The organism is Burkholderia sp. GbtcB21 (assembly GCF_019091065.1).
Taxonomy (GTDB): Bacteria; Pseudomonadota; Gammaproteobacteria; order Burkholderiales; family Burkholderiaceae; genus Burkholderia; species Burkholderia pyrrocinia_C.
Genome location: NZ_JAGXKA010000012.1, coordinates 96,158 through 115,198 on the forward strand (window position 1 = coordinate 96,158; position 19,041 = coordinate 115,198).

Here is a 19,041-nt window from a genome sequence, read left to right on the forward strand (position 1 = left end):
GAAGCGGCCGCTCGTCAGATCGCCTGCTTCGCCTTCAACGCCGCGATCCGTTCGTCGTCGTAGCCGAGCATGTCGCGCAGCACGTCGTCGGTCTGCGCGCCGAGCAGCGGCGGGGCCGTGCGCGCGTCGGGCGGCGTCGCGCTCATCCGGATCGGGTTGCGCACGAGCTGCACGTCCGCGCCGCACGGGTGCGGCAGCGACACCTGCATCCCGCGCGCGACGACCTGCTCGTTGTCGAACACTTCCTCCAGATCGTTGATCGGCCCGCACGGCACGCCGGCCGCTTCGAGCACGCCGATCCAGTCGGCCTTGCCGCGCGCCTTCACCATCTCCGCGAGGATCGGCACCAGCGTGTCGCGGTGGCGCACGCGCGACGGGTTCGTCGCGAAACGCTCGTCGTCGGCCAGTTCGGGCCGGCCGCCGGCCTCGACGAACTTGCGGAACTGCCCGTCGTTGCCGACCGCGACGATGATCCACCCGTCGCTCGTCTGGAACGTCTGGTACGGCACGATGTTCGGATGCGCGTTACCCCAGCGCATCGGCGGCTTGCCGCTCGCGAGGAAGTTGGTGTTCATGTTCGCGAGCAGCGCGACCTGCACGTCGAGCAGCGCCATGTCGATGTACTGGCCTTCGCCGGTACGGTCGCGGTGCGCGAGTGCGGCGAGCACGGCGATCGTCGAGTAGAGGCCGGTCGCGAGATCGGCGATCGCGACGCCGGCCTTCTGCGGGCCGCCGCCCGGCTCGCCGTCGCGCTCGCCGGTGATGCTCATGAAGCCGCCGATTCCCTGCACGATGAAGTCGTAGCCCGCGCGGTGCGCGTACGGGCCGGTCTGGCCGAAGCCGGTGACCGAGCAGTAGACGAGATCGGGCTTCACCGCGCGCAGCGATTCGTAATCGAGCCCGTATTTCTTCAACTGGCCGACCTTGTAGTTCTCGAGCACGACGTCGCTTTGCGCGGCGAGTTCGCGCACGATCTGCTGGCCTTCGGGCGTCGCGATGTCGATCGTCACCGAGCGCTTGTTGCGGTTCGCCGCGAGATAGTACGCGGCCTCGGCGGTATCCGCGCCGTCCGCGTCCTTCAGGTACGGCGGCCCCCAGTGGCGCGTGTCGTCGCCGGCGCCGGGGCGCTCGACCTTGATCACGTCCGCGCCGAAATCGGCGAGGGTCTGCGCGCACCACGGGCCCGCGAGCACGCGGGTGAGGTCCAGCACGCGGATATGGCTCAGGGCACCCATCGTCGAATCGTCTCCTTTCATGGCTGGCCTTCCTTGTCGGGCAAGGCCGATTGGCATGAAGCGCATCTTAAGGCGAATCGGCCATCCGGGTGGCCCAGCCGGGCCGGCCGGATGGCCGAGCCGCTTTGCCGGCGCTTTGCCCGGAAGCCGGCTCCGATCCCGTATAATCGATCGTTTCAGAATCCATGCCGCCGCGCGCCCCGCCTGGGGCGCCGGCGTTTGAAGCCGTCTTTGCCAGACTGTCCCCGCACGCCATGAAAGCTGCCGAAATCCGCGAGAAATTCCTCAAATTCTTCGAATCGAAGGGCCACACGATCGTCCGCTCGTCGAGCCTCGTGCCCGGTAACGACCCCACGCTGATGTTCACGAACTCGGGCATGGTCCAGTTCAAGGACGTCTTCCTCGGCACGGACCAGCGCCCGTATTCGCGCGCCACGACGGCGCAGCGCAGCGTGCGCGCGGGCGGCAAGCACAACGACCTCGAGAACGTCGGCTACACGGCGCGCCACCACACCTTCTTCGAGATGCTCGGCAACTTCTCGTTCGGCGACTACTTCAAGCACGACGCGATCCGCTTCGCGTGGGAGCTGCTGACCACGGTCTACCAGCTGCCGAAGGAAAAGCTGTGGGTCACCGTCTACCAGGAAGACGACGAGGCGTACGACATCTGGGCGAAGGAAGTCGGCGTGCCGGCCGAGCGCATCATCCGGATCGGCGACAACAAGGGCGCGCGCTACGCGTCCGACAACTTCTGGACGATGGGCGACACGGGCCCGTGCGGCCCGTGCACGGAAATCTTCTATGACCACGGCCCGGACGTGTGGGGCGGCCCGCCGGGGTCGGCCGAGGAAGACGGCGACCGCTACATCGAGATCTGGAACCTCGTGTTCATGCAGTTCAACCGCGACGCGCAGGGCAACATGACGCGCCTGCCGAAGCAGTCCGTCGACACCGGCATGGGCCTCGAGCGCCTCGCCGCGGTGCTGCAGCACGTGCACAGCAACTACGAGATCGACCTGTTCCAGAACCTGATCAAGGCCGCCGCGCGCGTGACCGAGATCAGCGACCTCACCAACAACTCGCTGAAGGTGATCGCCGATCACATCCGCGCGTGCTCGTTCCTGATCGTCGACGGCGTGATCCCCGGCAACGAAGGCCGCGGCTACGTGCTGCGCCGGATCGTGCGCCGTGCGATTCGCCATGGCTACAAGCTCGGCCGCAAGGGTTCGTTCTTCCACAAGCTGGTGGCCGACCTCGTCGCCGAGATGGGCGTCGCGTATCCGGAGCTGAAGGAAGCCGAACAGCGCGTGACCGACGTGCTGCGCCAGGAAGAAGAGCGCTTCTTCGAAACGATCGAGCACGGGATGTCGATCCTCGAGGGCGCGCTGGCCGACGTCGAGGCGAAGGGCGGCAAGGTGCTCGACGGCGAACTCGCGTTCAAGCTGCACGATACCTACGGCTTCCCGCTCGACCTCACGGCCGACGTGTGCCGCGAGCGCGGCATGACGGTCGACGAGCCGGCATTCGACGACGCGATGGCGCGCCAGCGCGAGCAGGCGCGCGCGGCCGGCAAGTTCAAGGCCACGCAGGGCCTCGAATACACGGGCGCGAAGACCACCTTCCACGGTTACGAGGAAATCGCGTTCGACGACGCGAAGGTCGTCGCGCTGTACGTCGACGGCTCGTCGGTCAATGAAGTGAAGGGCGGCCAGGATGCGGTCGTCGTGCTCGACCACACGCCGTTCTACGCGGAATCGGGCGGCCAGGTCGGCGACCAGGGCGTGCTCGCGAATGCGTCGACGCGCTTCGCGGTGGCCGATACGCTGAAGGTGCAGGCCGACGTGATCGGCCACCACGGCTCGCTCGAACAGGGCACGCTGAAGGTCGGCGACGTGCTGCGCGCGGAAATCGACGCGCACCGCCGCGCGCGCACGCAGCGCAACCACTCGGCGACCCACCTGATGCACAAGGCGCTGCGTGAAGTGCTCGGCGCGCACGTGCAGCAGAAGGGCTCGCTCGTCGATGCCGACAAGACCCGCTTCGACTTCGCGCACAACGCGCCGATGACCGACGACGAAATCCGTCGCGTCGAGCAGATCGTCAACAACGAAATCCTCGCGAACGCGCCGGGCATCGTGCGCGTGATGCCGTACGACGAAGCGGTGAAGGGCGGCGCGATGGCGCTGTTCGGCGAGAAGTACGGCGATGAAGTGCGCGTGCTCGACCTCGGCTTCTCGCGCGAACTGTGCGGCGGCACGCACGTGCACCGCACCGGCGACATCGGCTTCTTCAAGATCGTCGTCGAAGGCGGCGTCGCGGCCGGCATCCGCCGCGTCGAGGCGATCACCGGCGACAACGCGGTGCGCTTCGTGCAGGATCTCGACGCCCGCATGAACGAAGCGGCGGCCGCGCTGAAGGCGCAGCCGTCGGAGCTCACGCAGCGCATCGCGCAGGTGCAGGACCAGGTGAAGTCGCTCGAGAAGGAACTGGGCGCGCTGAAGTCGAAGCTCGCATCGAGCCAGGGCGACGAACTCGCGCAGCAGGCCGTCGAAATCGGCGGCGTGTACGTGCTGGCCGCGACGCTCGACGGCGCCGACGCGAAGACGCTGCGCGAAACGGTCGACAAGCTGAAGGACAAGCTGAAGAGCGCGGCGATCGTGCTGGCGGCCGTCGAAGGCGGCAAGGTCAGCCTGATCGCAGGCGTCACGCCTGACGCGAGCAAGAAGGTCAAGGCCGGCGAGCTCGTGAACTTCGTCGCGCAGCAGGTCGGCGGCAAGGGCGGCGGCCGTCCGGACATGGCGCAGGCTGGCGGCACCGAGCCGGCGAACCTGCCGGGCGCGCTGGCCGGCGTCAAGGGCTGGGTCGAAGAGCGTCTTTGATCGGCCTGGCCGACGCGGCGCCCGCGAGGGCGGAGCGCCGGCCGGCACCGCGCGGTTCTTTTGACGGAATCGCATGAAACGAAACGACCCGATTCGGTCATTGGTCGGTCGGGTCGTTTTGCGTTTGCACGGGGTGCGGGTGGCTGATCCGCCGCCATGCCTGACGTACGAGCGGTAGCCGGCCATGCAGACGGGCGGCGCGCGGGTGCGTCGTCGTGTGTCCGTCGGCGGATCGCGTCAGGCCGGCTGCGCCACGCGCGGCTTCTGCGCCGGGTCCGGCTGCCGCGCGGCTTCCGCAAGCGCGTCGCGCAGCGCGGCAAGCGCCGCCGACGCGTAACCCTGCCGCCACGCGAGCAGCGTATCGATCCCTTCGAGTTCGGGAATCGTGTGCGCGGCGATGTTGCCGGTCTCGGGCTGCAGGTCTAGCACCGAACGCGGCGCGACCGCAATGCCCGCGCCGGCCGCGACGCACGCGACGATCGCGTGATACGAGCCGAGTTCGAGCACGCGCGCCGGCTTCATCCCATGCGCGGCATACCACTGCTCGGCGTACTTGCGATACGCGCAGCCGCGCTCGAACGCGATCAGCGTCGGCAGGATCACGTCGCGCGGCGTGCGCACCGGCGGATGGCCGCGCGGCGTGAGCAGCACCAGATCCTCGCGGAAGACCGGCACCGTCTCGAACGTGTCGGGCAGCGTGTCCGGCGTGGGTGGGCGCGCGAACAGCGCGGCGTCGATCTCGAAGTCGCGCACCTTGCCGATCAGCCAGCCCGTCGTACCCGTCACCAGTTCGAGCGACACGTCGGGCCACGCATGGTGATAGCGCGCGAGCACGGTCGGCAGCCGGCTCGCGGCGGTGCTCTCCATCGTGCCGAGCCGCAGCCGCCCGCGCGGCGTGTCCTCGCGCACCGCGTCGCGCGCCTCGTCGGCGAGCGCCAGCAGGCGCTCCGCATACGGCAGCAGCGTGTGCCCGGCCGGCGTCAGCACGAGCCGGCGGCCGTCGCGCACGAACAGCGCCGCGCCGAGTTCCTCCTCGAGCTGCTTGATGCGCGTCGTGACGTTCGACTGCACGCGATTGAGTTTCGCCGCCGCGCGCGTCACGCCGTTCTCGCGCACGACCGCCCGGAAAATCGCCAGCGCCGCCAGGTCCATGATTCTCTCCAAGCGATGAATGGATTCTTAATTATTCATTTTTCGAGAACGTCTGGTCAAGCTACGATGGACGCATTCCGGTTTCCGATCCGGCCGGCGCGTCGCGCGCCGGCCCATCCCGCCATGTCCCGCTCCGATGCCCCGACCGCCGCCGCCGGCGCGCTTCCGTCCGATCAGGCCGACCGCCGCGCCCGCGCGGCCGCGCTGGCCTGCATGGTCGGCCTCGCCGTCGTGCTCGGCGTCGGCCGTTTCGCGTTCACGCCGCTGCTGCCGTTGATGCTCGCGGACGGTTCGATCGGCCTGAAGGCCGGCGGCTGGCTCGCATCGGCGAACTACGCGGGTTACTTCGCCGGCGCGGTCAGTTGCGCGGCGCTGCGCGTCGCGCCTGCGCGGATGGTCCGCTTCGGGCTCGCGGCCACCGTGCTGCTCACCGCCGCGATGGGCATCGGCCACCTGCTGCCCGCGTGGCTCGCGGTGCGCTTCGTCGCGGGCGTCGTCAGCGCGTGGACGTTCGTGTTCATGTCGCAATGGGGGCTGCGGCGCCTGGCCGAGCTGCACGCGCCCGAGTGGAGCGGGGTGATCTACGCGGGGCCCGGCGTCGGCATCGTGCTGACGGGGCTGATCGGCAGCGCGCTGGCCGGCCGGCCGGCGGCGTCGGGCTGGCTCGGCTTCGCGGCGCTGTCGGCCGTGCTGTCGGTCGCGATCTGGCGCACCTTTGCGGTCACGCCGGTGCAAGCCGTGCCGCCGGCCGGCACCACGCCGCACGCGGCCGCCGCGGCCCCGTCGGCCTCCGCGGCGCCGGCCGACGCGCGCCGCCATCGAGCCGATGCCGCGTGGCTCGTCGTGCTGTACGGAACGCCGGGCTTCGGCTACATCATCACCGCGACGTTCCTGCCCGTGATCGCACGCGCCGTGTTGCCCGCCGGTTCGCCGTGGCCCGACCTGTTCTGGCCGATGTTCGGCGCGGCGCTGATCGTCGGCGCGATCGCCGCCGCGCGGCTGCCCGGGCACTGGGACAACCGGCTGCTGCTGGCGGCCGGCTGCGCGACGCAGGCGCTCGGCATCGCGGCCGGGATCGTGTGGCCGAACGCGCTCGGCTTCTCGGTCGGCAGCGCGCTGCTCGGGCTGCCATTCACCGCGATCACGCTGTTCGCGATGCGCGAGGCGCGGCGCCTGCACGGCGAGCGCGCGGCCGGGCTGATGGGCTATGCGACCGCGTCGTACGGGGTCGGGCAGATTATCGGGCCGCTCGTCGCGGCGCCGCTTGCGGCGCGCTTCGGGTCGTTTTCCCCCGCGCTGTGGGTCGCGGTGGCCGCGTTGCTCGCGGGTGCCGCCGGCTTCGCGGCGATCGCGGCAAAGGGCCGCCCGCGACGCTGACGCTGGCGGGGCCGGATCGTCTGCGGGGCGGGCAAACTCGCTAGAATGAGGCCTTTCCCGCGCCGAGCGGGTGCGCGGGCGGCCGGCAGGCGGCCGCCGCGCGTCCGCCAGATCTCCATCGATGACCACCGCCGACTACCGCTTTTGCCCGCGCTGCGCGAGCCCGCTGACCGAGCGCGCCGATCCCGAACATGAGGGCGGCCGCGTCCGCCAGGCGTGCCCCGACGACACCTGCGGCTATGTTCACTGGAACAACCCGCTGCCCGTCGTCGCCGCGATCGTCGAGCTCGACGGCAAGATCCTGCTCGCGCGCAACGCGGCCTGGCCCGAAGGGATGTTCGCGCTGATCACCGGTTTCCTCGAGAACGGCGAGACGCCCGAGGACGGCATCGCGCGCGAGGTGTTCGAGGAAACGGCGCTGAAGGCCGAGCACGTGTCGCTCGTCGGCGTGTACGAATTCATCCGCAAGAACGAACTGATCATCGCGTACCACGTGCGCGCGTCGGGCACGGTCGCGCTGTCGCCGGAACTGCTCGAATACCGGCTCGTCGATCCGCCGCTGCTGCGCCCGTGGCGCGCCGGCACGGGCGTCGCGCTCGCCGACTGGATGCGCGCGCGCGGCCTCGACTTCGAATTCGTCGACCGGCCGGGGCAGTGACGGGCCGGCCCGTCCGCAGGGTTTCATCCGCCGTGCCGCGCGCGACCGCGACGCGGCGCTTCGCTTGTTGCCGGCGCGCCGTGCCGTACGGCCGCCGCGCTTCGTCTTCATCGTTCCCATCGTCCTGACCGCCATCGCCATGTCCGACAAGCCGCAGCCGCGTTCCCGCGACGCCTACCGCCACTTCCTGCCGATCACGACCCGCTGGATGGACAACGACGTCTACGGGCACGTGAACAACGTCGTCTACTACAGCTACTTCGACACCGTCGTGAACGAGTACCTGATCCGCGCGGGCGTGCTCGACGTCGAGCACGGGCAGACGATCGGGCTGGTCGTCGAGACGCAGTGCAACTACTTCGCGCCGCTGGTGTTTCCGCAGTCGGTCGACGCGGGGCTGCGCGTCGCGAAGCTCGGCACGTCGAGCGTGCGCTACGAGGTCGGGCTGTTTGCGCAAGGCGACGCATCGCCCGCCGCGCAGGGGCATTTCGTGCACGTGTACGTCGATCGCGGCACGCGTCGCCCGGTCGCGCTGCCGGACGCGCTGCGCGCGGCGCTCGAACCGCTCGTCGGCTGACGGGCGCGCGGCGGTGCATGCGTTCGCGCTCCAGGCCTTCAACGGCCTCAGCTACGGTTTGCTGCTGTTCATGCTGTCGGCGGGTCTCACGCTGATCTTCAGCGTGCAGGGCGTGCTGAACTTCGCGCATGCGAGCTTCTACATGCTCGGCGCGTATGTCGGCTACAGCATCGCGGCGCGCGCGGGCTTCTGGCCCGCGCTCGTGCTCGCGCCGCTCGCAGTCGGGCTGCTCGGCGCCGGCTGCGAACGCGCTCTGCTGCGCCGCGTGCAGGCGCGCGGCCACACGAGCGAGCTGCTGCTGACCTTCGGCCTCGCGTACCTGATCGGCGAGGGCGCGAAACTGCTGTGGGGGCTCGCGCCGCTGCCGGCGCCCGTGCCGACGCTGTTCGACGGCGCACCCGTGACCGTATTCGGCCTCGCGCTGCCGCGCTACCGGCTGTTCATGATGGGGATGTCCGCGGCGATGCTGGTCGCGCTCGGCGCACTGCTGCGCGTGTCGCGCATCGGGCTCGTCGTGCGCGCGGCGCTCACGCATCGCGCGGCCGTCGAGGCGCTCGGCTACGACGTGCCGCGCGTGATGACGGCGCTGTTCGGCGCGGGCACCGCGCTCGCGGCGCTGGCCGGCGTGATCGGCGCGCCGCTCGCGGTGATCGAACCCGCGTTGGCCGAGACCGTCGGGTCGGTAGTGTTCGCGGTCGTCGTGATCGGCGGGCTCGGCTCGCTCGGCGGCGCGTTCGCCGCGTCGCTCGCGGTCGGTTTCGCGCAGACCTTCGCGGCCGCGAGCGACACGTCGTTGCGCGATCTCGCGTTATGGGCCGGCGTCTCGCTGCCCGACAGCGTAGCCACGGTGTCGATCGCGCAGCTGGCGCCGCTGGTGCCGTACCTGCTGCTCGTCGCGGTGCTGGTCGCACGGCCGCGCGGGCTGTTCGGCGAGCGTGCCGATGCGTAGCCGCGCGCTCGCCGGCCTTGCGCGCTGGGCGCTGTTCGCCGCGTGCGTCGTGCTGCCCGCGTGGCTGTGGCCGCACGGCGCGGTGCTCGGTTATCTCGCGCAGACGGCCGCGCTCGTCGTGCTCGCGCTGTCGTACAACCTGCAGCTCGGCACGACCGGGCTGCTGTCGTTCGGGCATGCGGCGTTCGCGGGCCTTGGCGCCTTCGCGGCCGCGCACTGGTTCAACCGCTTCGGCGGGCCGCTGCCGCTGCTGCCGCTCGTCGGCGGCATGGCCGGCGCGGCCTTCGGCTTCGTCGCGGGGCTGCTCGCGACGCGCCGTTCAGGCACCGCGTTCGCGATGATCACGCTCGGGCTCGGCGAATGCGTCGCGGCCGCCGCGTGGAGCGTGCCCGCGTGGTTCGGCGGCATCGGCGGCGTGCCGATCGATCGCGCGAGCGGCACGCCGTGGGGCGGCTGGCATTTCGGCGCGCCGGTGCAGGCGTACGCGGTGATCGCCGCATGGTGTGTCGTGTCGGCGTGGGCCATGCACGCGCTGACGCGCACGCCGCTCGCGCGGCTCGCGAACGCGGTGCGCGACAACCCGGAACGCGTCGCCGCGCTCGGCACCGATCCGCGCCGCGTGCGGCTTGCGATGGTCACCTGCGCGTCGTTCTTCGCGGGCATCGCCGGCACGCTGACGCTGATCGACGTCGAAATAGCGACGCCCGACAGCGTGTCGATGGCACGCTCCGCGACCGTGCTGATCGCCGCGGTGATCGGCGGCACCGGCGCGTTCTTCGGGCCGGCGGCCGGCGCGGCGATGCTGACCGCGCTGAGCATCGTCGTCGCGGGCGTGTCGCGCGCGTGGGCGCTGTATCTCGGCGTGTTGTTCGTCGTGATCGTCGTGGCCGCGCCGCGCGGGATCGCGGGCATCGCGCAAGCGCTCGCGCATGCGTTGCGCCGCGGCGCGCCGGCGGCCGAGCGGTGGCGCATGCTGTGCGGCGTCGGCGCGTGCGTGTTCTGGGGCGTCGCGATCGTCTGCGCGGCCGAACTCGGTTATGCATGGCGCTTCGCGCAGGACGACGGCACGGGCTTCGCGTTCGGCGCATGGGGCATCGATGCCGATATGCCGGCCGGCTGGGCCGTCGCATGCTCGGCGGCCGGCATCGGCACGCTGCTGTGGGGCTGGCGCGCGCGGCTCGTACAGGGCACGCAGCCCGGCAAGCGGGAGGACGGGCGATGAACGGCAACGCGATCGCGCTGCATGGCGTCGTGCAGCGCTTCGGTGCGCAGACCGTGCTCGACGGCGTCGAACTGAGCATCGCGGCGGGCGAACGCCATGCGCTGATCGGGCCGAACGGCGCGGGCAAGTCGACGCTGTTCGGCGTGATTGCGGGCGCAACGCGGCCGACGCGCGGGCGCGTCGTGCTGCACGGCGTCGAACTGCGCGGGCGCGGGCCGGTCGTCGCGAGCCGCCTCGGCATCGGCCGCAGTTTCCAGCAGACGAGCGCGTTCGCGCGGCTGACCGTATTCGACAACCTGCGCTGCGCGGCGCTGCATGCGCCGGCCGAGCGGCGGCGCTGGTGGAACCGGCTGCGCGAATCGGCGTCGGTCGATCTCGCGGCCGCGCGCGTGCTGCACGACATCGGTCTCGACGCGCGGCGCGACACGCCGGCCGCCGAGCTGGGCTATGCGGAGCAGCGTGCGCTCGATCTCGGGATCGCGCTCGCGAGCGGTGCGCGCACGCTGCTGCTCGACGAGCCGACGGCCGGCATGAGCCGCGCGCAGGCGGCGCGGATGATCGCACTGATCCGGGCGACGACGCAGGGCCGCACGGTGCTGATGATCGAGCACGACATGGATGCGGTGTTCGGCTTCGCCGAACGCATCACGGTGCTCGTGCGCGGCACGGTGGTCGCGACCGGCGAGCCCGATGCGATCCGTGCCGATCCGGCGGTGCGCGCTGCGTATCTCGGGGAGGGCAGCGTATGACGAGCGCACTGCTCGACATTCGCGACCTGCGCGCGTGGTACGGATTGCAGCCCGTGCTCGACGGCGTCGATCTCGCGCTCGCGCCGGGCGAGACGCTCGCGCTGCTCGGCCGCAACGGCTCGGGGCGCTCGACGCTCGCGAAGGCCGTGATGGGGCTCGTGCGCACGGCCGGCTCGGTGCGCATCGCCGGCGCCGAATGCGCGGGCGCGCGTACGTTCGAGATCGCGCGGCGCGGCGTCGCTTACGTTGCCGAAAGCCGCGACGTGTTTCCGCTGCTGACCGTGCGCGACAACCTGAAGCTCGGGCTGCGCGGCACGCGTGGCGCGGCCGAACGCGCGGCGCTCGACCGCCTGTTCGACCGTTTTCCGCTGCTGTCCGCGCGCGCGGACGTGAAGGCCGGGCGGCTGTCGGGCGGCGAGCAGCAGGTGCTCGCGCTGGTGCGTGCGCTCGCCGGCAGCCCGCGCGTGCTGATCGTCGACGAACCGGCCGAAGGGCTCGCGCCGCTCGCGGTCGACGAAGTCGGTGCGTGCCTCGCCGCGCTGCAGGACGACGGCGTCGCGATCGTGCTGATCGAGCAGCGACTGCAGCTTGCGCCGAGGTTGACGACGCGCGTCGCGGTAATGGGGCGCGGACGGATCGTCTACGACGGCGCGCTCGACGGCCTGGCCGGGGACATCGCCAACGCGTGGCTGAGCGCCGGCTGACGGCGCCGGACCGATTGTTCGGCTGGCCCCGCCAGACAATTCGCGTCGAGCCGCTTTATCGCCGCCGCGCGGCACCTTAAATTGCCACTCATGCCGGGCCGCAACATCGATGCGGCGACCGGCGCCATCCATCGATAGTCATCTGACTGAGGAATGAAATCATGAGCAAGCTGGCAAACAAGGTAGCGATCGTCACGGGCGGATCGAAGGGCATCGGTGCCGCGATCGCGAAGGCGCTGGCCGCGGAAGGCGCGTCGGTCGTCGTCAATTACGCGAGCAGCAAGGCGGGTGCCGACGCGGTGGTGAGCGCGATCGTCGAAGCCGGCGGCCGCGCGGTCGCGGTCGGCGGCGATGTGTCGAAGGCAGCCGACGCGCAGCGCATCGTCGATACGGCGATCGACACGTACGGCCGTCTCGACGTGCTCGTCAACAATTCCGGCGTGTACGAATTCGCGCCGATCGAAGCGATCACCGAAGAGCACTACCGCCGGCAGTTCGATACGAACGTGTTCGGCGTGCTGCTCACGACGCAGGCGGCCGTCAAGCATCTCGGCGAAGGCGCGAGCATCATCAACATCAGCTCGGTGGTGACCAGCATCACGCCGCCCGCCAGTGCCGTCTACAGCGGCACCAAGGGCGCGGTCGACGCGATCACCGGCGTGCTCGCGCTCGAGCTCGGCCCGCGCAAGATCCGTGTGAACGCGATCAACCCGGGCATGGTCGTGACCGAAGGCACGCACAGCGCGGGCATCATCGGTTCCGATCTCGAAGCGCAGGTGCTGGGCCAGACGCCGCTCGGCCGCCTCGGCGAGCCGAACGACATCGCGTCGGTCGCCGTGTTCCTCGCGTCGGACGATGCGCGCTGGATGACCGGCGAACACCTCGTCGTCAGCGGCGGGTTGAACTGATCCCGCGAGTCGGCAAATCGGCGCGATCGGCGAGCATGCGCCGATCGTGCCGATTGCGTCGTCAAGCGATCATCGCCAGCGCGTTCGCGCCGACGTGCCAGCGCAGACTCTCGACGACGAGCGCGTGATTGCGTTCGGAATCGAGCCCCGCGATCGTCATCGCACCGACGAGGCCCGCACCGGCGACTCGCAACGGCACGCCGCCGCCGTCGAGTGCGTAGTCGTCGTCCGACAGGCCCTGCGACCGTAGCGACCAGCCGGCGCGGCGAAACTGCGTGCCGACCTCGAGCGAACTCAAGCCGAAACGGAGCACCGTGTTCTGCCGGCGGCGGATCGCGTCGCTGTCTTCCGCACGGCTGCCGTCGAGCGCGCAGTAGAACAGCGGTGCCGCTTCGCCGACGATGCCGACCGCGATCGGCAGCCCGCGGCGCGATGCGATATTGATCGCGATTTCCCCGAGCCGGCGCGCGACGTCGGCATTGAAGCGCGGTAGCGTCGTGTGCGGCGCGTCGTCGTCGAAGGGCGCGTGATCGATGCGCAGGAAGGTCGTCACCATGGCGGCTCCGTATCGTCGCAAGTCGTGTTCGCGCGCCGGCGTCGCCTCGTCACGGGCCGCGCGCTCGCCCGTCGTTCGTTCAGCGCTTCGGCGCCGCGTCGAGCATCCACTCGTGCGCGGGGTCGTTCTTGAATGCCCACGCGCGGCTCGGCCCGGCCATCACGTTCAGGTAGTACAGGTTGTAGCCGTGCGGCGCGACGACCGGGTGGTAGCCGCGCGGCACCATCACGACGTCGTGGTTCTCCACCGCGCACGCTTCGTCGAGGCTGCGGTCGTCCGTGTACACGCGCTGGAACGCAAAGCCCTGCGGCGGGTCGATCCGGTGGTAATAGGTTTCCTCGAGCGAGGTCTCGTCGGGTGCCGCGTCGCGGTCGTGCTTGTGCGGCGGATAGCTGCTCGAATGGCTGGCCGGCGTGACGACTTCGACGACCAGCAGCCGGTCGGCCGCCGGGTTGTCGCCCATCAGGATGTCGCATACGTAGCGCGTGTTGGTGCCTTGCCCGCGCACCGAACGGCGCATCCGTTCGCCGTCGAGGCGCCGCACCGGCTTGTCGCCGCTCGCGTACGGCGCGGTGCACAGCGCGACTTCCGCATCGCGCGTCGCGACCAGCGTGACGGTCTTGCCGCCCGGCACGTACAACGCGTCCGGCGACACGTCTTCGAATACGCTGTCGCGTTTGCCGAGCGCATCGTAGGTTGCGCCGTCGACGTCCGCGCGCACCGTGCCCGTCAGCACGACGACGCACAGCTCGCGCGCGCCGGTGTCGAGCGTTTCGGTGTCGCCCGCCTTCAGGCGCAGCGCGCGAAAACCGACATGCTTCCAGCCGGCCGACTCGGGCGTGACGTTGCAGATTTCGCGGTCGGCAGATGCCTTGACCAGCAGGGGAGAAATCGTCATGGGGTGGGGCTCCGCAATAGGGTAGGGCTCGAGCGTTCGGGCACTTGCATGCTCACGCGCTCAACCGGTCGACGATCGCGCGCAGCGACTCGTAGCCCTTTTTCGCATACGCGTAGCTCGGCGCGACGGCCGGATCCTGCTCGGCCTCGACGACGAGCCAGCCTTCGTAGCCGGCGTCCTTCAGCGTGCGCAGCGTCGCGTCGTAGTCGAGCGCACCGTCGCCGGGCACCGTGAAGGTGCCGTTGATCACGCCGTTCAGGAAGCTCCAGCCGTCGTTGCGCGCCTGCGTGACGACCTGCGCCCGCACGTCCTTGCAATGCACATGGACCACGCGCGACACATGCTTCTTCAGCAACGTCACCGGGTCGGCCGCGCCGCCGAAATACGCGTGGCCGGTGTCGAACAGCAGGAACACCTTCGCCGGATCGGTCAGCGCCATCAGCCGGTCGACGTCGTCGGGCGACTCGACGTACGCGCCCATGTGGTGGTGGTAGGCGAGCTTGATCCCGTACGTGTCGAGCAGGTGCGCGCCGAATGCGTCGAGGCGCGCCGCGTAGTGCCGCCATGCTGCGTCGTCGACGAAGCGCGGCCGCTTCGCGACCGGCGTGTCGATGCTGCCCTGGATCGTGCCCGCGCATTCGCCGTACACGACCACCTTCACGTCGTTGTATTGAAGCTTCGTCATGTGCGCGCGGCATCGCGCGATTTCTGCGGCGACCGCATCGGCGTCGGTCATGCCCGGTTCGACTTCCGCGAGGAAGCCCGAATACCAGCCCGATACGCACACGAGCCCGAACTCGGCGAGCTTCGCCTTCAGCTCGGGGCCCGTCTTCGGAAACTTGTTGCCGAGCTCGAAGCCCGCATAGCCGATTTCGGCGCCTTCCTTCAGCGCCGTTTCGAGCGGCGTCTCGCCGCCGAGCGACGGCAGGTCGTCGTTCATCCACGACAGGGGATTGATACCGATGCGGACGTTCCAGCTCATGACTTGCTTCCTTGGTTCGAATGTGTTTTTCGCGGGGCGGATGGGCAGGCAGTGCGCGGCATCAGCGCCGTTGCCGGGTCTTTGCGTCGAGATACGCGCGGTGCGCCGCTTCGACGCCGGCGCGCTCGGATACCTGCGGCACCGCGACTTCCCACCACGCGCCGCCGTCGTCGGTCGTGCGCTTGTGCGTGGTGTCGATCACGAGCACCTGGCTCGTCTTCGCCGCGCGGGCGCGCTTCATTTCGCTGCGCAGCTCGCCGACGTCGCGCACATGCACGGCGTCGGCGCCCATCGCGCGCGCATGCATCGCGAAGTCGATCGTCGAGCGCGCGCCGCCTTCCGGCACGCAGTCGTCGAGCATGTTGTTGAAGCTCGCGCCGCCGCAATTCAGCTGCAGCCGCTCGATGCAGCCGTAGCCGCGGTTGTCGAGGATCACGACGATCAGCTTGCGGCCGAGCATCACGGAAGTGGCGAGCTCGGCGTTGAGCATCATGTACGAGCCGTCGCCGACGATCACGATCACTTCGCGTTCGGGCCGCGCAAGCTTCGCGCCGAGGCCACCCGCGACTTCGTAGCCCATGCACGAGTACGCATAGTCCATGTGGTAGTTGCCCGGCACGCCGCTGCGCCACAGCTTGTGCAGCTCGGCCGGCAGCGTGCCGGCCGCGCACACCACGAGATCGTCGCGCGCGCTGTCGCGCCCCGCGTCGGCGGCGGAATCGCGCACCGCGCCGATCACGTCCGCGTCGTACGGCAGCGTGTCCTTCGGCACGCGCGTCGTCAGCTCGGTCACGCGCGCGTTCCACGCGGCGGCCTGGTCGCGGTTGGCGGCCGTCCATGCCGCGTCGGCGCGCCAGCCGGCCAGCGCGGCGGACAATTGGCCGAGGCCCGTGCGCGCATCGGCGACGAGTTGCCGGCCGCGTTTCTTGCCCGCGTCGAACGGCTGCACGTTCAGGCTCAGTAGCGTCGCGTCGCCGTACAGCGCATGCGAGCCGGTCGTGAAGTCCTGCAGCCGCGTGCCGACCGCGAGCACGACGTCGGCCTGCGCGGCGGCGCGGTTCGCGGCGGGCGAACCCGTCACGCCGATCGACCCGAGGTTCAGCGGGTGATCCCACGCGAGGCTGCCCTTGCCGGCCTGCGATTCGGCAACCGGCACGCCGTGCGTGTCGGCGAACGCGCGCAGCGCGTCCCACGCCTGGCTGTACAGCACGCCGCCGCCGGCGACGATCAGCGGCTTCTTCGCGGCCTTCAGCACGTCGAGCGCGTCGGCGAGTTCGAGCGGGTCCGCCGGTGGGCGGCGCATCCGGATCACCGGCGGCGCGAAGAACGCCTCGGGCCAGTCGTAAGCGAAGGTCTGCACGTCCTGCGGCAGCGCGAGACACACGGGGCCGCACTGCGCGGGGTCGGTCATCACCTGGATCGCGCGCGGCAGCGCGACGAGCAGTTGCTCGGGCGACGTGATGCGGTCGAAGTAGCGCGTGACGGGGCGGAAGCAGTCGTTCGCGCTGACGTCGCCCTGTTCGAAATCCTCGACCTGCTGCAGCACGGGGTCGGGCAGCCGCGACACGAACACGTCGCCGGGCAGCAGCAGCAGCGGCAGCCGGCCGACGTGCGCGAGCGCGGCCGACGTCAGCATGTTGGTCGCGCCGGGGCCGATGCTCGACGTCGCGGCCATCATCCGCTGGCGGAAATTTGCTTTCGCGAACGCGACGGCCGCGTTGGCCATCCCTTGCTCGTTATGCGCGCGGAACGTCGGCAGCCGGTCTTTCTCGGCATGCAACGCTTCGCCGAGCCCGGCCACGTTGCCGTGGCCGAAGATGGCGAACACGCCGCCGCAGTACGGCAGGATCTCGGTGCGGCCGTCGGGCTGGACGACTTCGGCGCGCAGGGCGGCCAGGTAGCGCACGAGCGCCTGGCTGACGGTCAGTCTCACGGTAGGGGTCATCGTCGGTCGGTGAAGAAGAATCGGATCGGTCATGACGGGCACGCGCATCAGGCCGCGGCGGCGCGCGCGGCGCCCCGGCGGCCGAGCCACGCGTCCACGAGTTGCGCGAAGTTGCCGGCGACTTCGTCGATCAGCGCCTGGTCGTCGATCCGGCCGGCGAGCCAGTTCAGCGACGCATCGGCCCACAGCGTGCGCCCGACCATGAAGCCCTTGACGATCGGGTTGGTCGCCGAGCGGAAGCTGTCGACGAGATACTGCAGCGGCTGGTTCAGCCCGAGGATCACCGCGCCGCGGCAATGCGGGTCGCGCTCGGCGATCAGCGCAGCGAGCCGCGCCCAGCCGTCGGCGCTCAGCGGCGTGAGCTTCCACCATTCGGGCATCACGCCGAGGTTGTAGAAGCGCGCGACCGCGCGCAGCACCGCATCGTCCTCGGTGCCGGCCGGCGTGACCGCGCGCGGCGGAATGACTTCCAGCAGCAGCTCGTTGCCGCTGGCGCGCGTGGCTTCCCACAGCTCCAGCACGCGCTGCTCCTGCTCGACGCGCAGGTCGACGTCGTCGTCGGGGTGGTAGTGGACCAGGCATTTCACGACCTGCTCGGTCGGCCAGTGCGTGAGCGACGAGCCGACCGAGCGCGTCTCGTCGAAGCGCAGCGGCCGCGAACCCGGCAGCTCGACCGGGCGGCCGACCCACCAGCCGCGCCCGGTGGCCGACGCGAGCGCGTCGCTGCCGTACGCGCCGCCGTCGATCAGCACGCCGACGTGGCCTTCGATATGGCGATCGCGCTCGACCTGTTCGGCCGCGCGCACGAGCAGGCGCTTCAGCGTCTTGATCCGCGCTTCGTCCGCGCCGGCCTGCACCGCGAGTTCGTAGAACTGGCTGCGATGGTCGAACGCCATTACGCACAGGTCGTCCCATTCGCGGCGCGGCACCGTGACGCGATGCAGGTGCGCGAGCGTGCGGTCCGCGTCGACCACGGGATTGCGGCTGCCGTCGAACCAGTGCGCGAGTTCGGCCGGCGTCGGCATCGCGGCCGAGCACGCATGGCGCGACACGACGATCGCGCCGCATGCGTTCGCGATGCGCGTCGATTCGGCCCAGTCGCGGCCGCGCAGCAGCCCCGACAGCAGGCCCGACAGGAATGCGTCGCCCGCGCCGAGCACGTTGAGCACCTCGACGCGTTCGCCGAGGAAGGTCGGCGCAGCGTCGATCCGCGCGGGAATCTCGCCTTCGATCACGCAGCAGCCGAGCGCGCCGCGCTTGACGACCAGCGTGGCGTTCGTGATCCCGCGCACCGCCTGCAACGAACCGATCAGGTCGTGCGGCACGCCGCCCGCGATCAGGAATTCCTCTTCGGTGCCGACCAGCAGGTCGAATTCGCCGAGCACCTGCTGCAACTGCCGCGTCACCTGCGCGTCCGGCACGTAGCGGTTCTCGCCCGCGCCGCGCGCGGTCAGCCCCCACAGCACGGGCCGGTAGTCGATATCGAGGATTCGCACGACGCCGTGGCGGCGCGCGTAGCCGAGCGCGGTCAGCGACGCTTCGCGCGTGGCCGGCGTCGAAAGATGCGTGCCGGTGATCGCGAGCGCACGGCAGCCGGCGATGAAGTCCTCGCGGATCTCGTCGGCGCGCACGGCCATGTCCGCGCAGTTCTCGCGCACGAACAGCAGCGGGAACGTGTCGCGATCCTTCAGCCCGAGCAGCACCAGCGCGGTGAGGCGTTCGCGGTCGGTCTGCAGCTGGCTCGTGTCGCAGCCTTCGCGCTCGAGCGTCTCGCGCAGGAAGCGGCCCATCTGCTCGTCGCCGACGCGCGAGATCATCGCGGTCTTCAGCCCGAGCCGGGCGACGCCGAACGCGACGTTGCCCGACGAGCCGCCGAGATACATCTGGAAGCTGCGCGCGTCCTCCAGGCGGCTGCCGTACTGCTGCGCATAGAGATCCACGGCCACGCGGCCGAGGCAGGCGAGATCGATGGGGCGGTCACTCGGAAAGTTCAGCAGGCTCATATCACGTATCACGCTCGCGGCCGGCGTTCGGCGCTGCCGGCAGTTTAGGGGACCGATCCTCCGGCGGCGGTCCGCAACGTGCGCTGCACGACGCGAGGCTGCCTGCCGCAAGGAATCGGGCTACGGACGCAGTCTAGACTTTTTGGAAATCCAGTTCCCTAGGTGAAATCACGTAGAAATAAATTTCCAAATTTTCGAGGAAGTGATCTACAGTTTCATCCGGATGCTTCAGTCCGTATCGGACTCG

16 protein-coding genes are annotated in these 19,041 nt (G+C 70.2%); 9 read left to right on the forward strand and 7 right to left on the reverse strand.

Features of this window, described 5'->3' with window-relative positions; all coding sequences use genetic code 11:
• Nucleotides 1-14 precede the first annotated feature (14 nt).
• A complete protein-coding gene (locus KVT39_RS24655; RefSeq protein ID WP_034183358.1) occupies nucleotides 15-1,235 on the reverse strand; it encodes a CaiB/BaiF CoA-transferase family protein in 1,221 nt (406 codons plus the stop codon).
• A 254-nt stretch (nucleotides 1,236-1,489) separates the two neighbouring features.
• Between KVT39_RS24655 and alaS the strand changes: the two genes are divergently transcribed.
• The gene (gene alaS, locus KVT39_RS24660; protein WP_217590414.1) at nucleotides 1,490-4,114 is read left to right on the forward strand and encodes an alanine--tRNA ligase; all 2,625 of its coding nucleotides are present in this window, start codon (nucleotides 1,490-1,492) and stop codon (nucleotides 4,112-4,114) included.
• A gap of 237 nt (nucleotides 4,115-4,351) precedes the next feature.
• Here alaS and KVT39_RS24665 read toward each other — a convergent pair whose 3' ends face one another.
• Nucleotides 4,352-5,266, reverse strand: coding sequence for a LysR substrate-binding domain-containing protein (locus KVT39_RS24665; RefSeq protein ID WP_217590415.1), 915 nt, complete (start codon nucleotides 5,264-5,266; stop codon nucleotides 4,352-4,354).
• Between the two features lie 123 nt (nucleotides 5,267-5,389).
• On the opposite strand from KVT39_RS24665, the gene KVT39_RS24670 reads away from it, so the two are divergent.
• The 8 genes from KVT39_RS24670 (at nucleotide 5,390) to KVT39_RS24705 (ending at nucleotide 12,410) form a co-directional block, all read left to right on the forward strand.
• The gene (locus KVT39_RS24670) at nucleotides 5,390-6,643 is read left to right on the forward strand and encodes a YbfB/YjiJ family MFS transporter (protein ID WP_217590416.1); all 1,254 of its coding nucleotides are present in this window, start codon (nucleotides 5,390-5,392) and stop codon (nucleotides 6,641-6,643) included.
• Nucleotides 6,644-6,764: 121 nt separating this feature from the next.
• Nucleotides 6,765-7,301 (forward strand): NUDIX domain-containing protein, encoded by a 537-nt coding sequence (locus tag KVT39_RS24675; protein ID WP_034183361.1) that lies wholly within the window; start codon nucleotides 6,765-6,767, stop codon nucleotides 7,299-7,301.
• 139 nt (nucleotides 7,302-7,440) lie between these two features.
• Nucleotides 7,441-7,878, forward strand: coding sequence for a thioesterase family protein (locus KVT39_RS24680; RefSeq protein ID WP_217590417.1), 438 nt, complete (start codon nucleotides 7,441-7,443; stop codon nucleotides 7,876-7,878).
• A gap of 13 nt (nucleotides 7,879-7,891) precedes the next feature.
• Nucleotides 7,892-8,827 (forward strand): branched-chain amino acid ABC transporter permease, encoded by a 936-nt coding sequence (locus KVT39_RS24685; protein ID WP_217590418.1) that lies wholly within the window; start codon nucleotides 7,892-7,894, stop codon nucleotides 8,825-8,827.
• Nucleotides 8,820-10,049: a branched-chain amino acid ABC transporter permease gene (locus KVT39_RS24690; RefSeq protein ID WP_217590419.1), complete on the forward strand. Its 1,230-nt coding sequence runs from the start codon at nucleotides 8,820-8,822 to the stop codon at nucleotides 10,047-10,049. The genes KVT39_RS24685 and KVT39_RS24690 overlap by 8 nt, the downstream gene beginning before the upstream one ends.
• The gene (locus KVT39_RS24695; protein ID WP_152858883.1) at nucleotides 10,046-10,798 is read left to right on the forward strand and encodes an ABC transporter ATP-binding protein; all 753 of its coding nucleotides are present in this window, start codon (nucleotides 10,046-10,048) and stop codon (nucleotides 10,796-10,798) included. The genes KVT39_RS24690 and KVT39_RS24695 overlap by 4 nt, the downstream gene beginning before the upstream one ends.
• Nucleotides 10,795-11,502: an ABC transporter ATP-binding protein gene (locus KVT39_RS24700; protein ID WP_217590420.1), complete on the forward strand. Its 708-nt coding sequence runs from the start codon at nucleotides 10,795-10,797 to the stop codon at nucleotides 11,500-11,502. The genes KVT39_RS24695 and KVT39_RS24700 overlap by 4 nt, the downstream gene beginning before the upstream one ends.
• A gap of 161 nt (nucleotides 11,503-11,663) precedes the next feature.
• Nucleotides 11,664-12,410, forward strand: coding sequence for an SDR family NAD(P)-dependent oxidoreductase (locus KVT39_RS24705; RefSeq protein WP_034183367.1), 747 nt, complete (start codon nucleotides 11,664-11,666; stop codon nucleotides 12,408-12,410).
• A gap of 61 nt (nucleotides 12,411-12,471) precedes the next feature.
• On the opposite strand, the gene KVT39_RS24710 is transcribed toward KVT39_RS24705, so the two are convergent.
• The 5 genes from KVT39_RS24710 to iolC form a co-directional block, all read right to left on the reverse strand.
• Entirely contained in the window at nucleotides 12,472-12,966 is a 495-nt protein-coding gene (locus KVT39_RS24710) for a heme-degrading domain-containing protein (protein ID WP_217590421.1), read from the reverse strand.
• Nucleotides 12,967-13,045: 79 nt separating this feature from the next.
• A complete protein-coding gene (gene iolB / locus KVT39_RS24715) occupies nucleotides 13,046-13,864 on the reverse strand; it encodes a 5-deoxy-glucuronate isomerase (protein WP_105390686.1) in 819 nt (272 codons plus the stop codon).
• A gap of 52 nt (nucleotides 13,865-13,916) precedes the next feature.
• A complete protein-coding gene (gene iolE / locus KVT39_RS24720) occupies nucleotides 13,917-14,846 on the reverse strand; it encodes a myo-inosose-2 dehydratase (RefSeq protein ID WP_217590422.1) in 930 nt (309 codons plus the stop codon).
• A 61-nt stretch (nucleotides 14,847-14,907) separates the two neighbouring features.
• Entirely contained in the window at nucleotides 14,908-16,791 is a 1,884-nt protein-coding gene (gene iolD, locus KVT39_RS24725; RefSeq protein WP_105390710.1) for a 3D-(3,5/4)-trihydroxycyclohexane-1,2-dione acylhydrolase (decyclizing), read from the reverse strand.
• Nucleotides 16,792-16,838: 47 nt separating this feature from the next.
• Nucleotides 16,839-18,794, reverse strand: coding sequence for a 5-dehydro-2-deoxygluconokinase (gene iolC / locus KVT39_RS24730; RefSeq protein WP_217590423.1), 1,956 nt, complete (start codon nucleotides 18,792-18,794; stop codon nucleotides 16,839-16,841).
• Nucleotides 18,795-19,041: the final 247 nt, after the last annotated feature.

Coding starts and splice junctions, on each gene's coding strand:
- KVT39_RS24705 (WP_034183367.1), top strand. CDS start 11,664: ATGAGCAAGCTGGCAAACAAGGTAGCGATCGTCACGGGCGGATCGAAG.
- KVT39_RS24700 (WP_217590420.1), top strand. CDS start 10,795: ATGACGAGCGCACTGCTCGACATTCGCGACCTGCGCGCGTGGTACGGA.
- alaS (WP_217590414.1), top strand. CDS start 1,490: ATGAAAGCTGCCGAAATCCGCGAGAAATTCCTCAAATTCTTCGAATCG.
- KVT39_RS24665 (WP_217590415.1), bottom strand. CDS start 5,266: ATGGACCTGGCGGCGCTGGCGATTTTCCGGGCGGTCGTGCGCGAGAAC.
- KVT39_RS24710 (WP_217590421.1), bottom strand. CDS start 12,966: ATGGTGACGACCTTCCTGCGCATCGATCACGCGCCCTTCGACGACGAC.
- KVT39_RS24690 (WP_217590419.1), top strand. CDS start 8,820: ATGCGTAGCCGCGCGCTCGCCGGCCTTGCGCGCTGGGCGCTGTTCGCC.
- KVT39_RS24680 (WP_217590417.1), top strand. CDS start 7,441: ATGTCCGACAAGCCGCAGCCGCGTTCCCGCGACGCCTACCGCCACTTC.
- iolC (WP_217590423.1), bottom strand. CDS start 18,794: ATGAGCCTGCTGAACTTTCCGAGTGACCGCCCCATCGATCTCGCCTGC.
- iolD (WP_105390710.1), bottom strand. CDS start 16,791: ATGACCCCTACCGTGAGACTGACCGTCAGCCAGGCGCTCGTGCGCTAC.
- iolE (WP_217590422.1), bottom strand. CDS start 14,846: ATGAGCTGGAACGTCCGCATCGGTATCAATCCCCTGTCGTGGATGAAC.
- KVT39_RS24695 (WP_152858883.1), top strand. CDS start 10,046: ATGAACGGCAACGCGATCGCGCTGCATGGCGTCGTGCAGCGCTTCGGT.
- KVT39_RS24655 (WP_034183358.1), bottom strand. CDS start 1,235: ATGGGTGCCCTGAGCCATATCCGCGTGCTGGACCTCACCCGCGTGCTC.
- KVT39_RS24675 (WP_034183361.1), top strand. CDS start 6,765: ATGACCACCGCCGACTACCGCTTTTGCCCGCGCTGCGCGAGCCCGCTG.
- iolB (WP_105390686.1), bottom strand. CDS start 13,864: ATGACGATTTCTCCCCTGCTGGTCAAGGCATCTGCCGACCGCGAAATC.
- KVT39_RS24670 (WP_217590416.1), top strand. CDS start 5,390: ATGTCCCGCTCCGATGCCCCGACCGCCGCCGCCGGCGCGCTTCCGTCC.